Raw genomic sequence first — 15,613 nt, forward strand, 5'->3', positions numbered from 1 at the left:
ATGATAATATTTTACTAATAATGAAAAAATTGCCAGATTTATCTAAGTTTGATGAAATATCTGATAACGATGATGATTTTAAAAATGTAATGATTGGTATTTTCAAGAAAGAATTCCCCCTTGAAAAGCAAACATTTTTAGATGCATTTGAAGGAAAAAATTATGAAAGTAGTGCAGAAGCAGTTCATAAATTAAAACATAAGATAAATCTTTTAAATTTAGAAGGTGATTATAGACTAGCAGCTGTATTTGAAGAGCAATTAAGAAATAATTCATATGAGTTATATGATGCTTTTATAGAAACCTTAGAAAAAATAGAGAAATTCATTAAAAAAATATAAATGATTAATTCCATTATTATAGATGACGACGAGTTAGCGAGAGTTATTATAGAAAAATACTGTACTAAATTAGATTATCTTTCTGTTTTAAAAACTTTTGATAATGCGTTAGATGCTATTGACTTTATTAATAAAAACAAGATAGACTTAGTTTTTTTAGATATACACATGCCGGAGCTAAGTGGGTTTGACTTTATTGATAGTCTAAATAATCCTCCAAATATAATTTTAACTACTTCTGATACCAATTTTGCATTGGATGCTTTTGAATATAAATGCATAATTGATTATCTGGTGAAACCAGTTAAGTTGCCTAGATTTATTAAAGCTGTTACTAAAATAGATAGAAAACCACAAATAATTGAAGAGGATTTAACTGAAACTAAACAAGAGGATAGTAAGAATGAGTTGTATGTAAACATTGATAGAAGATTAGTGAAAATTTTAATATCTGATATCTATTTAATTGAAGCTAAAGGGGATTATATTAATATTAAAACAGAGACTAAAAATCACATTGTTCACACAACAATGAAAAAAATAGAAGAGAAATTACCAGACGATTTATTTCTAAAGATTCACAGGTCATACATAATAAACTTGAAGCAAATTATAGATATTGAAGATAATAGTGTGCTTATCAAAAAAGAAGTTATTCCAGTAAGTAGATCTAATAGACCAGAGCTAATGAAAAGGCTTAATTTATTAAATTAAAACCTGTATTTAAGCAGCAAGCCAAGTTCGTTAAACTCAAAGCCAGCAGCATTTTCAACTGCTTGATTACTGTGTTTATAAAAGCTTAAAAATGATAGTTTTTTACTTAGCTGATAACCAAAATTAAGTTCGGTTCTAAAACTTTGTTGACTTGAAGTTGCGTTTATTTCTTGAAAGCCATACGCAGCTATAAAATTAAGTTTCCATTTATCTGAATGTTTAAAAATACTATAATCTACAAAACCTTCAAAAACAAAATACCTTTCAGGGCTGAAATATACTTCAGCTCTTTCTTTTTTAAAGCCCATTAATAAAGTATTTATTCCTATTTTAAAAGGAGTTTCTTTTTTAAGCAAATAATAAATGGAATTAAACCATAAGTTCCTAATGTTATCATCAGATTGTGAAGTGAAATAATACTGGGTAAACCAGCCAATTTTATATTTTGTAAGAATATGATAGTTAAGAGATAAATGGTTTTGATAAATTTCACTATTTATTAACTGTGCGTTAAAATTATGATATTCTTTTTGAAATGAAAAGTTAAGGTTTTGATTATAACCTAGTTTTATTTTGCTTCCAATGCTATACGTCAAGTCATTGTATGAGTTGTTGAATCCGTTGGTTTTTAAATAATTTAGACCTCCTATTAGCTTTATTTTATTGGTTAAATAGTGTTCAAAACCAATTCCCATAGTATATTGATTAGATTGTTGATTTAAAACATCGTTTTTAGAGGATCTATAATTGTAACTAAAACCTATTGATGTTTTTGTTGAAATAGGATGTATATACCTCGTTATTGAATTTCTTGATATATTATGACCGTTATCAAAAGTATGAACTTCTTTTTGTTCAATTCTTGGTCTATATTTTTTTTGAATAGTATTTTTTAAACTTATTAATTGTTTATTGTTACTATTTAATTTAAGAGCTTCTTCAATAGTATATAAAGCAAATTTATCTTGATTGTTGGCTTGATATGTATAGGCTAATCCAATATAAATCCCAAGTATTTTATTATTTAGTTTTATACTCTTTTGATAATGCTGAATTGCTTTATGATATTTTTTTAAATTACTATAAGTATTAGCAAGTCCAAGCTCTATTATTGGATTTTCTGGATAATTTTTTTGGAGAAAAATATATTTTTCTAATGCAAGATCAAACTCTTTATTCCAAAGTAAGCATTCAGCAGCATTAATATTGAACTCCAAGTTTTTTGGTTCTGTAGAAAGCAATTCGTCGAAAATTAATTTAGCTTTACTAGGATTTCCATTTAAACCTAAAGCTCTACCATAACACAATTTAGCAGTTTTGTTTTTAGGATGCTTTTCTAAAAAATCTTCAAAAAATAGTTCAGCTTTAGCAAAATCACCTTTTTCTAAATATATAAACCCTTTATTCATAGTGGATTGAGCAATGGTCTTAGAAAGTAAAAAGCTATATAAAAAAATGTAAGCGAGAAACTTAAGTTTATTCATAACTATTAAAATTTGGTTAATAGCAAGTTACGAGTTAATTGGCTTACATTAATCTATAGTAAAGTGCATTTTGTCGAAACTAATTTAAAAATGGCTATAAAAAGAAGAATTTTGAGGTGTGTTTAATTAATAAAATTATTGCCTTATGTTACAAATAAACTATAACCAAGGAAGATACGAATTAGAAGGAAACTTAGCTTTAGAAAACTCAAGAAGCTTACTGTCTTATTTTGAAACATTATTACAATATGATTCTAAAATAATTTTAAATATCAATAAATTAAAAAATATAGACAGTTCTGGTGCAGATGTTTTAGTAGAACTTTATAAAAAAGCATCACAGAATAATAAAGTTTTTAAAATTTTTGGAAAAGCAAATGATAAAGTGTCAAAAATTATTAAAACGTCTAAGCTTAAAGATATTATTGTAAGCTAAAATCTATTGTAATGAAAGCATTATTTGTTTGGAGCGATTTTAGAATTACACCATCTCAGTGGTTTATGATTAGCGTAATGATAGTTAATGCTGGTAATTATGCTTATAATTTAGTTTTGGGAAGATGGGTTGGTCCTGATGTTTTTTCAAATATTGCTTTATTAATTACTTTATTACTAGTATTATCATTTTTAGCAATGACTGCTCAATTATTATGTGCTAAGTATGTGATAGAATTACCTAAAGATAAAGTTGAAAATTTTAAGAAAGTTTCATATAAATATTCCTTTCTAGCTGGAGGTTTATTAGGGGTAGTGTGTGTGTTAAATGCCAGTAATTTAAAGCAACTATTTAATGTACCTTCAGAACAGGTGTTTTATATTTTTGGATTAGGAATTCCTTTGTATTTTATAATGAGTGTATCCAGAGGTATATTACAAGGAAAACAACAATTTATAGGCTTGTCACAATCTTATTTACTTGAGATGTTTGCTAGATTAACTATCACTTTCTTTTTAATAGGTTTTAACCTTGTAGAAGCAACATTTGCTGTTGGAATTGGTATATTTATGTCATTTGTGTTTGGTATGTTCCCTAACCAGTTTAAATGGGCAAACATTAAAACTAAATCAAAATTAACATCAATACAAAGCAAAAGTATTTTTAATTTTTTGGTAATCACTTTACTCTATGAAGGAACACAAATACTAATTAATAATTCAGATATTTTAATAGTTAAACATTATTTTAATAATTATCAATCAGGGTTATATGCATCATTAGCTTTAATAGGAAGAGTAGTTTACTTTGTTATATGGATGCTAATAATGATATTATTACCCAAGCTTATTGAAGCTAAAAAAGAAGGTGAAAACCCTAAGGCTATATTTAATAAGTATTTAAAATACATTGTTTCTTTTACTTCAATATTAATTTTTGGGTGTTATCTATTTCCCGAAACTATAATATCCTTACTTTTCGGTAAAGAATATATAGCATTAAGTTATCTTTTATATAAATACGCTATGGCAACTTCTCTTTTTGCTTTGGCTAACCTTTTCATATATTATTTTTTATCTATTTCAAAATATAAGCCTGTTATAATAGCTATGTTTTTTGGAATAGCACAAGTACTTCTTTTAATTATTTTTCATATTTCATTAGCTCAAGTAGTTTATGTACAAATAACTCTTATGTTTATACTACTACTGTTTACATTGTTTTATTACAGAGTTTATTCGTAGTTTATGATATCTTAAGATAAGAAAAACAAAAAAGACGATACATAAGTTGTACCGTCTCAATTTTTACTATTAATCTCACCCTTCAAAAGATTAATACATACGATTTAATCGTTAAATTTAATAATATTTAAAAGAGTGTCTTGTAACAATTGTTACATACAGATTATTTATTTTTAATATCTATCCATTTTCTGGCATTAACAAAAGCTTCTAGCCATGGAGAAACTTCATCCTTTCTACCGTCAGGGTAGTTAGCCCAGTTCCATTGAAAAGTAGAGCGTTCTATATGCGGCATTGTTACTAAATGACGTCCAGTATTGTCACACATCATAGCTGTATTATAATCAGAACCATTTGGATTATTTGGGTATCCCTCATATCCATATTTGGCAACAATATTATAATTCTCTTCATTTTCAGGTAAATTAAACTTTCCTTCACCATGTGAAATCCAAACACCCAATTCAGTGCCAGCTAAACTAGATAACATAACAGAATTGTTTTCTTGTATTTTTACTGAAGTAAAAGAACTTTCATGCTTTTTAGAATCGTTATGAACCATTTTTCCATGAACTTTATGTTCAGGATTAATCAATTCTAATTCCATCCATAACTGACATCCATTACAAATACCAACAGATAAAGTATCTTCTCTTTTAAAGAAACTTTGTAAAGCAGCATTGGCTTTTTCATTATATAAAAAGGCACCAGCCCATCCTTTTGCAGAACCTAAAACATCTGAATTAGAAAAACCACCAACAGCCCCAATGAATTGAATATCTTCTAAGGTTTCTCTTCCAGAAATTAAGTCTGTCATATGAACATCTTTCACATCAAAACCAGCTAAATACATAGCATTAGCCATTTCTCTTTCAGAATTAGACCCCTTTTCTCTAATTATGGCAGCTTTAGGTCTGTTATTAGTAGTTCCAACAACATCATTTAACTTTCCAGTAAAATGAGAAGGAAAGGTGTATTTTAAGGGTTGATTTTTATAGTTTTCAAAACGATCTTTAGCTAAACCGTTAGCTGTTTGCTTATTGTCTAATAAATAAGATGTTTTATACCAAGTATCTCTTAATTCTGAAATAGATAAAGCAAATACATCAGAATTGTTTTTAATATTTAATCTATCAGATTCAGTAACATCACCTATTTTAAAGAATTCAATATTCTTTTCTTTGAATACAGTTTCAACAGTGTTATCAACAGATTGGAAAACAATCCCTGAATTCTCCGCAAATAATAACTTAATACTATCATCCTCTCCAATTTGTGATAAATCAATATTAGCACCAACATTCACATCTGCAAAGCATAATTCTAGTAAAGTTGTAATTAAGCCGCCAGAAGCTACATCATGACCAGCTATAATTTTATCTTCTTTAATTAAGTTTTGAATTACATTAAATGTAGATTTAAAGAAAGCGTTATTTGCAATAGTAGGAGTGGAGTTCCCTATTTTATTTACAACTTGGGCAAAAGAACTACCTCCTAATTTAAACTCATCTTGAGATAAGTTGATATAATAAATATTTCCTTTATTAGGTTTTAAAACAGGTTCTATAACTTTAGTTATATCATTACAATTTGCAGCAGCAGAAATAACTACCGTTCCTGGAGATATTACTTCTTCATTAGGATACTTTTGTTTCATTGATAAAGAATCTTTTCCCGTAGGAACATTGATACCTAAATCAATTGCAAATTCAGAAATAGCTTTTACTGCTTTATATAAGCGTGCATCTTCACCTTCATTTTTACATGGCCACATCCAGTTTGCAGATAAAGAAACTGATTGCAAACCATCTTTTAAAGGAGCCCAAACAATGTTTGTTAATGCTTCAGCAATAGAGTTTTTACTTCCAGCTTCAGGAGCAATTAACCCAGAAATAGGTGAGTGTCCAATTGTAGTAGCAATCCCTTCTTTTCCTTTATAGTCTAGTGCCATAACACCAACATTGTTTAAAGGAATTTGTAAACTACCAGCACATTGTTGCTTGGCAACTTTTCCACCAACACATCTATCTACTTTGTTGGTAAGCCAATCTTTACAAGCTACAGCTTCTAATTGTAATACTTGTTCTAAATAGTTAGAAAAGTTTTCTTTAGAATAGTTTAAATCAGCATAATTTCTATCAACTGTTTTATCATTCATTATTGTTTTCGGAGAACTTCCAAACATATCTTCTAAAGCTAAATCCATAGGTTTATTACCATTAGTTTTAGATTCAAAAGTAAAACGATGATCACCAGTAACATCTCCTACAGTGTATATTGGAGAACGCTCGCGTTCAGCAATTTTATTTAAGGTGTTAATATGATTGTCAGAAATCACCAAGCCCATTCGTTCTTGAGATTCATTACCTATAATTTCTTTATCAGATAAGGTAGGATCTCCAACAGGAAGTTTATCTAAATCGATCTTTCCACCAGTATCTTCAACTAATTCAGATAAACAATTTAAATGTCCACCAGCTCCATGATCGTGAATAGAAACAATAAAGTTTTCTTCACTTTCTACCATACCACGAACAGCATTAGCTGCACGTTTTTGCATTTCTGGATTAGATCTTTGTACGGCATTTAGTTCAATTCCTGAAGAAAATTCACCAGTGTCAGCAGAAGAAACAGCAGCTCCTCCCATACCAATTCGGTAGTTTTCACCTCCAAGAATTACAATTTTATCACCTTCTTTAGGAGTATCTTTTATGGCTTGATCTTTTTTACCGTAGCCAATACCTCCAGCTTGCATAATTACTTTATCAAAACCAAGTTTTCTAGCATCTTCTTCATGTTCAAAAGTTAAAACAGAACCACAAATTAAAGGTTGTCCAAACTTATTACCAAAATCAGAAGCACCGTTAGAAGCTTTGATTAAAATATCCATAGGAGTTTGATATAACCACTTACGTGCATCCATAGCTTGTTCCCATGGACGATTTTCTTCTAGACGAGAATAAGAAGTCATATAAACTGCAGTTCCTGCTAATGGAATAGAACCTTTACCACCTGCAAGTCTATCTCTAATTTCTCCACCAGAACCTGTTGCAGCACCATTAAAAGGCTCCACAGTTGTAGGAAAGTTATGAGTTTCTGCTTTTAAAGAAATAACAGATTCAAACTCTTTTGTTTCATAATAGTCAGGAATATCTGCATTTTTAGGAGCAAATTGCTCAACTTTTGGCCCTTGAATAAAAGCAACATTGTCTTTATAAGCAGAAACAATACCGTTAGGATTTTGTTTTGATGTTTCTTTGATTAGCTTGAAAAGAGAGGTAGGTTGTTCTTCACCATCAATAATAAATGTTCCATTGAATATTTTATGGCGGCAGTGCTCAGAATTTACTTGAGAAAAACCAAAAACCTCTGAGTCAGTTAATTTTCTACCTATTTTTTTAGAAACGTCTTCTAAATATGTAATTTCTTCGTCACTTAAAGCTAATCCTTCTTGGATATTATAAGAGGCAATATCTTCTATTTCTAAGATAGCTTCAGGTTCAATATCAATAGTAAACGTTTCTTGATTTAAACCATTAAACTTTTGAGAAATCATAGGGTCAAAATCAGAAAAAGATTCAGAAACAGCTTCAAACTCTTCAATTCTTACAATTCCTGAAATTCCCATATTTTGAGTAATTTCAACAGCATTTGTACTCCAAGGAGTTATCATTGCAGCTCTTGGTCCAACAAAAAAGGCGTCAAGAGACGCCGCGTTTATTTTAGGTTGGTTTCCAAATAACCAAGTAAGTTTCGAAATTGTTTCTGTAGTTAATTCTTCTGTTGTTTGAACAGCAAAAACATTACTGTTTACGTTTCCAAAGAAATGAATCATTATTATAGTTGTGTTTGTGTGTGTTTTAAAAGGTGTAAATTTAGTTCTTTTACTTGAATTAAAAGCATAAAAAAAGCAGTAAAATTTTACTGCTTTAAACTTGTTTTTTCAGGTATTCTATTTCTATCTATCTTACCTTTTTTTAAGGCTTTATAATTTTCGTAACAATTTAATACAGCTTCAATTAACTGTAAGTCACTTGCTTTTTTAATAAAGTATTCAGAATAGTCACAATCAGTTAGTAATGTATGGAGTTCAGCTCTGTCCATTTCTAAATATTCCATCATTACTTCTCTGTCAAACTTACCTGCTAACATTTTACGTAAATCATCCTCTTTCTTAAGCTTTTGAAGCTTTTTCAATTGTTTGGGCTTTTTGCCAAAAAGGTTGTATACTAAATCAACAGGATTTAAAAGTTTAGCTATTGGAGAACTTATCTTTTTCGGACGGCCAACTTCATAAGTTTGTGGTAAACCGTTAATATGAATTCTTGTAAATTTATCTTTAGGTACTTGTTTAACATCAACTTCAAGAACACCAATTAATTTTGTAGACTTAATTACGATTTCTTTAATTTCTTGTGGTTTTTCAGACAAAGAAATTTCAACTTCATTACCTTTTAGTAGGTCATTAGTAACTTTTAATTTAATTGAAGAGTATCCTAAAAAAGAAACAAGAACAGTATCATTTGCTTGTGCTGCTAATTTAAAAAGACCTTTTTCGTTAGTAATAGTACCTATAACTGTATTTAAGTTCAAAATATGTGCAGCACTTAAAGGTTTCTTAGTTTCATTGTCAACAATTTGACCTTTTAACGAATTGTTTAGGTCACTTTGAGCTGTTATAAATGAAGTAAATAACAGTAAAATAAAAAAGGTGAAGAGATTTTTTTGCATAATGCGAAAATAGTGATAAAAGTGGTTTTGTTAGTTAATAATGTGTGAAATTGATTATTGTTTACGAAAAAGAAAAAAAATAATAAAAAATGTAGGGTAAACATGTTGTTGGTTGTTATATAATACAACTAAATGTCAGTTTTGTTGTGAATATTATATTTTTTTTTGAAACTGACTTTAAAAGCTTTTATAACCAGGCTATATAACTATTAAAAAGCTAATTTTTATTAATTAGCAGTCTAATTAACATTTATAATGCATAATAACTGATCAGGTGCATTAATGTTATTCCTTGTATTTACACTTTTAACCCAATATTTCTCTCTATAAAAAATAAAAGAGAGGTACTACAGTGTTTAAGTATTTTAAAATAATAAACACAAATTTTATAAAAATATATATACGAATGAGATACCCAACATTATTTGGATTAACCCTTCTATTAATGGTTTCATGTCAAAATGAAGACTTTACCAATGGCTCTGAAATAAGTTCTAGTACGGAGCAATTACCTCAGTTTTTAACCCCCGAAGTACCTGACGGTATTCAGAACTTAAATATTAGTGAGTTGTCTAAAAAAAATGCTTCAGATGCTAAAAGAGAAGCTGTAGAAGAAAATTGCGTAGAGAAAAAAGTATCGTTTACTCAAACAGATTCAGATTTTTTTATTCTAGATGCTAATAGTTCTTTGCTATGGCCGGGGAATTTGGTTGCAGCAAGATCTGTACAAGAAGGAGCACCAACTTCTATCCCAATTTCAGGAGAAGATAGAAATCCTGTAGAAGTAAGAGTAAATGTATTATCAGGAACTTCAGCATCTACTTCTAGAACAATTGAAGATCCTACACCAGGAAAAGTTCAAGATAATTTAAATGCCATTTTGAATGCTTATTATAAAAGTCAAGCTAATTTCCCTGCTAGTTTTGATATTAGTATTCAAAGAATTCATGATGAAAAACAATTTCAACTTTCTTTAAATGCTGGTTATTCAGGACCTAGCGTAAATGTTGCAGGAAGTTTTGGAGTAGATTTTTCTAGACAAAAAACTAGATATGCGGTTACGTTAAAACAACGCTTCTTTACGGCATCTGTTTCTCCAAAAGAAGGAGTGATAGGAAAGAATGGTTGGTTTAATGAAAATGTTACACCTGAGAGATTAAATCCTTATGTGACAGATTATTTAAATGTTAGTGAAGGGCAGCAAAATCCATCAGCTTACATTGAATCGGTTACTTATGGAAAACTATATACTTTAATTTATGAATCAAGTAGTAGTGCTTTAGAGGTTGAGGCAGCATTGAATTTTGCCTATAAATCAATAGGAACTAATGTAAATGCAGATTTAAAAGCTTCTTATAGTTCAATTTTTAATGAATCAACTGTTAAAGTAAAGCAATTAGGAGGAAGTGCTACTTCTGGTATAGCTTCGTCTTTAGCGGCTATGGCTAATAATCTAGACAGAGTGGTAGACTTCTTAAAAGAAGGAGCAGAGGTGTCAATTAATAATCCTGGTTATCCAATTTCATATAAGGTTAATTATACTTTTGATAACAGGCCATTTAAAGTAAGTTCTAATTTAGAGTATATTAAAAAGGATTGTGATTTAGTGTATTATGATAACTTAAGAGTTGATCCAACAGATGTAGCGTTGTATGGTACAGATCATGGAACTAGTGGAGGAGAACTTTTTGGTAGAATTTATGTTGAAAAATATGATAGAGAATTAGGTACGTGGTATTCTGCAGGAAGAAAACTTTATTGGGGATACGGTATTGAAAGTCATATTGGCCGTGATTACTATAAATTTGGACAAAAAAGAACGGTTGCTGATGGTAAAGTGATTGATTTTAAAGTAAGAGCGAGAGCTGGAGAGCGATTTAGAGTCGTGTCAATTGTAGGAGAATGTGATTCTGAATGTTATGTATACCGTGATGGATCTATGGGATCAAACGAATATGAGTATAATCCTAATTTAAAGAAATGGGTAGATTATACTAGACATAATCCATATGTAGAAAATTATACCGTTGGTGATAGTTTTCATAATAGAACATGGAATGGAGTAAGAACAATTGTACAAGGAGATACTTGTTATTTAGATTATGATACCTATATCATAAAATAAATATTTTAAGAGAGGTATAGCAATAAAGCTATATCTCTTTTTGTTAAACAAATTGCTAATGGAACTCTTCTTTGAGTAGTTTTTTTATAGTTCTTTTTATTTCGCTAGAACAATTTTCATTTGGATAAATATCACGCGTTATTTTATTATTAATAACAGTATGACTCCATTGAATTAATTCATTGATGTTATCAATGTTGTAGTTGTTTTCTTTTAAATAGTTTTTAATTTTCCGCTCAAGATTTTGAACTTTATTATCAAACTCTTTGGCATATAAAGTACTGTTTATTGTCATAGTTTCCCTTATTTTATAAGTTAATTTAAAAATTAATGCATAATAGTCTGCTATATAGGTTTTTACAAATATAATTTTTTGCTTTAATTAGACCTATACCTAATAACACTGTTTCTTTATAAGGGGTACTGGGTATTGTAGCTAAGGGTTTTCCCTTAGTTGGAAGGTAAATATAACGAAAATAAAATGATTAAATATTTAAAGTGTTGTTAGTCAGTAAAAAAATGAAGTTTTTCTCAAAGCTTAAATAACTATTTCAAATTATTGAAAAATAGATTTTAAAGTATTTTGATATGTTTTAAGCTAGAAAATTTAGATAAATCTCTTTTTAGTTTAAAGTTGTAATCAATAAGATTAATTAATAACTGTAGTTAAATCATTAAATAAAAAATTAATGTTAGAGATCCGAAAATAATGAAAAGCTTTAAAAAGTAGCCGGTAATGATATTTTTCTTTTGAAATTTCATTTGATGATAATGTTCGTAACTTTTCTTTAATCCTCCTAGAAGCATATAGAAAATAGCACCAAGCATTTCAATAAAACCAAGTTCACCAGTAGTATCGTAATCGGAAATTCTTTTCTTTTTTTCGGGTTTCATAAGTGTAATTTAATAATTAGTAGTTAAAAAGATTAAAATGTTACAAAAATTGTAGGTTTTCAGAGCCTTTAAAATTGAAAAGTTCTTTGACATAATTGTGGTAAGTAGAATAAGGTAAATCTGTTGTGAAAAGAGTATTTTATTCGTTGTTAATGAAATAGAAAATGTTCTGTTGTTTAGAAATATTAATTTGAAAACAAGTATATTTGTTTGATTAATTATTTGTATATGATGTTGTTAACTAATGAATTTGTGAAATGAAAAAAAATATAGCAGTTTTGCTGACTACCTTTTTTAGTTTTAGCTTGTATTGTCAGAAGACTTTACCAAATGCAAAATTAAAAAATGAATCTAAGCAAATATTACAATCATCTAAATTTCTTAACGACGAAAAACCAATTTTGATTATTTGCAGTATGAAACTAAACCATTCTGCATTTTCTAGATATGTAGTTAGGTATTTAGTAGCCATGAAAGAAATGATTAAAGCAAAAGAAAGCTATCAAGATCTCAAATCTATTTTGATTGTGTCCACTCAGGGTAGAAATAATTATATAGACAAATTTTTAAAACATTCTTTAGTTACAAATGATTCGCTTAAAGATGTTTTTGAATTCTATTTTGATAATCACTTAGATTTTATCAAAGCAGGTGATTATGAGTCAACATTCCCATCTGCTTTTTTATATGATAAAAAAGGTAAACTTATTGCTTACACAAAAGGAGTAGGCGAAGTTATGCGCTACAGACCAGAACCAAAATCACCTTATGATTCATTTAGGAAGGGACAAACAACTGAAGAGTTATATCGTAAAACTAAAGCAATTAAATATATGAGTGAAAAGATTGATCAGGTTTTAGAAAAAAAATAAAGTTCAATTTCAGTAAAAGGATTGAGATTTTAAGAGATGTTATGCCAAAACACTCTCCATGGCAACAAAGTATGTAATTTATTGTTCTAGTCTAGTTACAAAAATCTTAACGGATTTTCTATTCGGTTTCTATTTAATAAATTAGGTGCTTAAAACAGGCAACAAAACATATACTAATACGTTAGAATTAAAATATAACTTACCACAGATCAACACCTAAAAAGTGTTGATTTTTTTATGCGAAATTTAAGTAAACAAATATAAAAATAAGTGTAGTTAAACAACAGTGAAAGCAATGATTGTAGCAATTAGGGTGACTGAAAATTGAATTAAAAATTTTTCAGAGTTGAACCATTCAATCCTTTTAGGGGATTTTGAAAAGTATAATTTAAATAAAAGTAAATCAATTAAATAACATAGAGATAATAAAATACCGCCTCTTAATAAATAGATCATGATTTTTTTTACAAAAATAAGGAAATAAAATATAAAGTAATTAATCTATGTAAAAAGCATAAATAAAAACGCATGTGATTATTAGAAAGCGAGAAATATAACGAGCTATTTTTTTATAGGAATCAGCAACGAAATAATAAATAATCAAATCAACTAGCCCAACAGTAACAGCTCCGTATGCAAAACCTTTATAATTCATTTTACAAAAGTAATTATAAAGAATAAAATTAAGGAATATTAAAATAAAAGCTGATAAAAGCAAAAGTATTTAGGTGTTGGTAAAATATCAAGGTATCTACTAGTATAAATGGTAACACATCTTTTGAAATCTAGAGTAATTTGAGATAAAGGCAAGGATATAAAAAAAGATCAACAAAATGGCTGTAAACTTAGTAAAAAGAAAAACTTTTCGAGCTTCTATATATTCAGTGTTTAGTTGTTCATAGCGATATTTCATAAAGTAAAAATAGTAAAACAAAATAAAAAAACAGTATTATGAGGAGTGTAGATATAAAAAGCGAACCGAAGTTCGCTTAATTTATTGCGTCTACTATAAAACTAATTTATTCTGGAGTATCACAATCAAGATGAGGAGCACAATAAGCAACTTCTCCACCAATTTCTTGACAGTGTACTAAATCGCTGAAAGTATAGATAAAGCAAACAGCTATTCCTCCTTTAATAGATTTTTGTTGGTTCTTATTTAAAGTTTGACCAAGATTTGAAATGTTTTTTAACATAGTAAGTAAATTTTTAAGATTGATTAAACTTAGTCAATTTTTACAATAGAATTAATTTTTTGAGATAAACTACAAGATTAACAGGGAGTATAACAATTAGAAGAGGGGAGTTATATTGATAAGAGTAATTAAAAGGCTTAGTTTCTTCACAAAAACTCCCATAAATAGAATAAAAAAACACTAACAACTAAAATGTTAGTGTTTTGTGCTTTTAATGAGTGCACGTAACAGGAATCGAACCTGCACTTCCGTGGGAAACAAGCCCCTCAAGCCTGCGCGTCTACCAGTTCCGCCATACGTGCAAAAACTAAAAAAGTTAAGCAATAAGCTTAACTTTTTGTGACCGGGCTGGGGCTCGAACCCAGGACCCTCTCCTTAAAAGGGAGATGCTCTACCAACTGAGCTACCCGGTCATTGCTTCTTTGTGAAAGCGGTTGCAAATATACAATTGTTTTTTGAATCTCAAAATCTTTTTTTTGATTTTTTTTATAGATATTTGTGATGCTTTAATTTTCAATAAAAATGAAAATAATATTATTAGGATATATGGCTAGTGGTAAGTCTACCATTGGTAAATTAATAGCTAAAGAATACAAGTTACAATTTGTAGATTTAGACGATTATATAGAACAGAAAGAACAAAAAACTATTCCTGAGGTTTTTAAAGATAATGGAGAAATTTATTTTAGAAAAAAAGAAACAGAATATTTAATAGAGTTACTAAATAAAAAAGAAGACTTCGTTTTATCTTTAGGAGGCGGAACACCTTGTTATGGAAATAATATGGAACATATTAAATTAGCAGAAGGAGTATGTTCTGTTTATTTAAAAGCAAATAGTAACACCATAGTTGAGCGATTAAAAAAGGAAAAAGAAAATAGACCTCTAGTAGCTGAGTTAAATGATGAAGATTTATTAGAGTTTGTCGCTAAGCATTTATTTGAAAGAAACTATTACTACAATATGGCACATTTTAAAGTGCAAATAGATAATAAAAGTATTGATGAAATCTGTAATGAAACCTATAGCTTATTAACTTAAATAAGCTATAGTTTCTTTATCGTTAAACTCAACGGTTACATGTTCTTTTATTGAAGTAGACAATGAAATGCCTTTAAAATCTGCCTTAACAGGATATTTTTTATGATTTCTGTTAACTAATACAGCTGTTTTAAAACGTTTAAGGGGTACATTTAAAAAGTGCTTTACACCATAAATCAATGTCGTTCCAGAGTTTAAAACATCATCAACTAAAACTAAAGGCTTGTTTTTATAATCACTTGAAGCTAGTGAGGTAGAAACAGAGTCTATAGGTTTCTTTTTATTAATAAAGACTTCGCATAAAATAATTTTTAGAGAAGAAATTAAAGATAAATTATCTGCAATTTTTTGAGCTAATAAATATCCATTTTTAGAAATACCAGCAATTACAATTTCTTTTTCATTACTATTACTCTCATAAATTTGATAAGCAATTCTTTTTATCTTTTGTTCAACTTGTAAATTATCTAAAATTATATTGTTAGTTGTATTCATATTTATATTTATATTGTAAAATTTTAAAGAACTATAAATG

At 28.5% G+C, this 15,613-nt stretch carries 14 protein-coding genes and 2 tRNA genes; 7 read left to right on the top strand and 9 right to left on the bottom strand.

Going from position 1 to position 15,613, the window contains the following annotated elements:
- Window positions 1–20 precede the first annotated feature (20 nt).
- Together ABNT65_RS03195 and ABNT65_RS03200 are read left to right on the top strand one after the other, a co-directional pair.
- Window positions 21–341, top strand: a complete 321-nt coding sequence (locus ABNT65_RS03195; protein ID WP_348702255.1) for an Hpt domain-containing protein — start codon at window positions 21–23, stop codon at window positions 339–341.
- 3 nt (window positions 342–344) lie between these two features.
- Window positions 345–1,055, top strand: a complete 711-nt coding sequence (locus tag ABNT65_RS03200) for a LytTR family DNA-binding domain-containing protein (protein ID WP_348747817.1) — start codon at window positions 345–347, stop codon at window positions 1,053–1,055.
- Here ABNT65_RS03200 and ABNT65_RS03205 read toward each other — a convergent pair.
- Window positions 1,052–2,539: a tetratricopeptide repeat protein gene (locus ABNT65_RS03205; protein WP_348747149.1), complete on the bottom strand. Its 1,488-nt coding sequence runs from the start codon at window positions 2,537–2,539 to the stop codon at window positions 1,052–1,054. The genes ABNT65_RS03200 and ABNT65_RS03205 overlap by 4 nt on opposite strands.
- Before the next feature lie 145 nt (window positions 2,540–2,684).
- Between ABNT65_RS03205 and ABNT65_RS03210 the strand changes: the two genes are divergently transcribed.
- Window positions 2,685–2,975, top strand: a complete 291-nt coding sequence (locus ABNT65_RS03210) for an STAS domain-containing protein (RefSeq protein WP_348702251.1) — start codon at window positions 2,685–2,687, stop codon at window positions 2,973–2,975.
- Window positions 2,976–2,986: 11 nt separating this feature from the next.
- Window positions 2,987–4,219 carry a sugar isomerase gene (locus ABNT65_RS03215; RefSeq protein WP_348747150.1) on the top strand — a complete coding sequence of 411 codons (1,233 nt, stop codon included), beginning with the start codon at window positions 2,987–2,989 and terminating at the stop codon, window positions 4,217–4,219.
- A 163-nt stretch (window positions 4,220–4,382) separates the two neighbouring features.
- On the opposite strand, the gene purL is transcribed toward ABNT65_RS03215, so the two are convergent.
- Together purL and ABNT65_RS03225 are read right to left on the bottom strand one after the other, a co-directional pair.
- On the bottom strand, window positions 4,383–8,054 hold the full coding sequence (gene purL / locus ABNT65_RS03220; protein WP_348747151.1) for a phosphoribosylformylglycinamidine synthase: 3,672 nt from the start codon (window positions 8,052–8,054) through the stop codon (window positions 4,383–4,385).
- An 86-nt stretch (window positions 8,055–8,140) separates the two neighbouring features.
- Window positions 8,141–8,950, bottom strand: a complete 810-nt coding sequence (locus tag ABNT65_RS03225) for a carboxypeptidase-like regulatory domain-containing protein (RefSeq protein WP_348702246.1) — start codon at window positions 8,948–8,950, stop codon at window positions 8,141–8,143.
- Between the two features lie 406 nt (window positions 8,951–9,356).
- Between ABNT65_RS03225 and ABNT65_RS03230 the strand changes: the two genes are divergently transcribed.
- On the top strand, window positions 9,357–11,075 hold the full coding sequence (locus tag ABNT65_RS03230) for a thiol-activated cytolysin family protein (RefSeq protein ID WP_348737271.1): 1,719 nt from the start codon (window positions 9,357–9,359) through the stop codon (window positions 11,073–11,075).
- A 55-nt stretch (window positions 11,076–11,130) separates the two neighbouring features.
- Here the strand turns inward: ABNT65_RS03230 and ABNT65_RS03235 are convergent, their stop codons facing one another.
- Both ABNT65_RS03235 and ABNT65_RS03240 read right to left on the bottom strand, forming a co-directional pair.
- A complete protein-coding gene (locus ABNT65_RS03235) occupies window positions 11,131–11,370 on the bottom strand; it encodes a hypothetical protein (protein WP_348702243.1) in 240 nt (79 codons plus the stop codon).
- Between the two features lie 371 nt (window positions 11,371–11,741).
- A complete protein-coding gene (locus tag ABNT65_RS03240) occupies window positions 11,742–11,969 on the bottom strand; it encodes a hypothetical protein (RefSeq protein WP_348747152.1) in 228 nt (75 codons plus the stop codon).
- 257 nt (window positions 11,970–12,226) lie between these two features.
- Between ABNT65_RS03240 and ABNT65_RS03245 the strand changes: the two genes are divergently transcribed.
- Window positions 12,227–12,841, top strand: coding sequence for a hypothetical protein (locus ABNT65_RS03245; RefSeq protein ID WP_348747153.1), 615 nt, complete (start codon window positions 12,227–12,229; stop codon window positions 12,839–12,841).
- Between the two features lie 1,019 nt (window positions 12,842–13,860).
- On the opposite strand, the gene ABNT65_RS03250 is transcribed toward ABNT65_RS03245, so the two are convergent.
- From ABNT65_RS03250 to ABNT65_RS03260, 3 genes are all read right to left on the bottom strand, one after another.
- Window positions 13,861–14,037 carry a hypothetical protein gene (locus ABNT65_RS03250; RefSeq protein WP_348747154.1) on the bottom strand — a complete coding sequence of 59 codons (177 nt, stop codon included), beginning with the start codon at window positions 14,035–14,037 and terminating at the stop codon, window positions 13,861–13,863.
- Window positions 14,038–14,256: 219 nt separating this feature from the next.
- Window positions 14,257–14,339, bottom strand: a tRNA-Leu gene (locus tag ABNT65_RS03255).
- A 38-nt stretch (window positions 14,340–14,377) separates the two neighbouring features.
- Window positions 14,378–14,450 (bottom strand) — tRNA-Lys (locus ABNT65_RS03260).
- Between the two features lie 109 nt (window positions 14,451–14,559).
- On the opposite strand from ABNT65_RS03260, the gene ABNT65_RS03265 reads away from it, so the two are divergent.
- Window positions 14,560–15,078 carry a shikimate kinase gene (locus ABNT65_RS03265; RefSeq protein ID WP_348737273.1) on the top strand — a complete coding sequence of 173 codons (519 nt, stop codon included), beginning with the start codon at window positions 14,560–14,562 and terminating at the stop codon, window positions 15,076–15,078.
- On the opposite strand, the gene ABNT65_RS03270 is transcribed toward ABNT65_RS03265, so the two are convergent.
- Window positions 15,070–15,573, bottom strand: a complete 504-nt coding sequence (locus tag ABNT65_RS03270) for a phosphoribosyltransferase domain-containing protein (RefSeq protein WP_348702183.1) — start codon at window positions 15,571–15,573, stop codon at window positions 15,070–15,072. The two genes, ABNT65_RS03265 and ABNT65_RS03270, sit on opposite strands and share 9 nt — an antisense overlap.
- Window positions 15,574–15,613: the final 40 nt, after the last annotated feature.

Source organism: Tenacibaculum sp. 190524A02b, from assembly GCF_964036645.1.
Taxonomy (GTDB): Bacteria; Bacteroidota; Bacteroidia; order Flavobacteriales; family Flavobacteriaceae; genus Polaribacter; species Polaribacter vairaonense.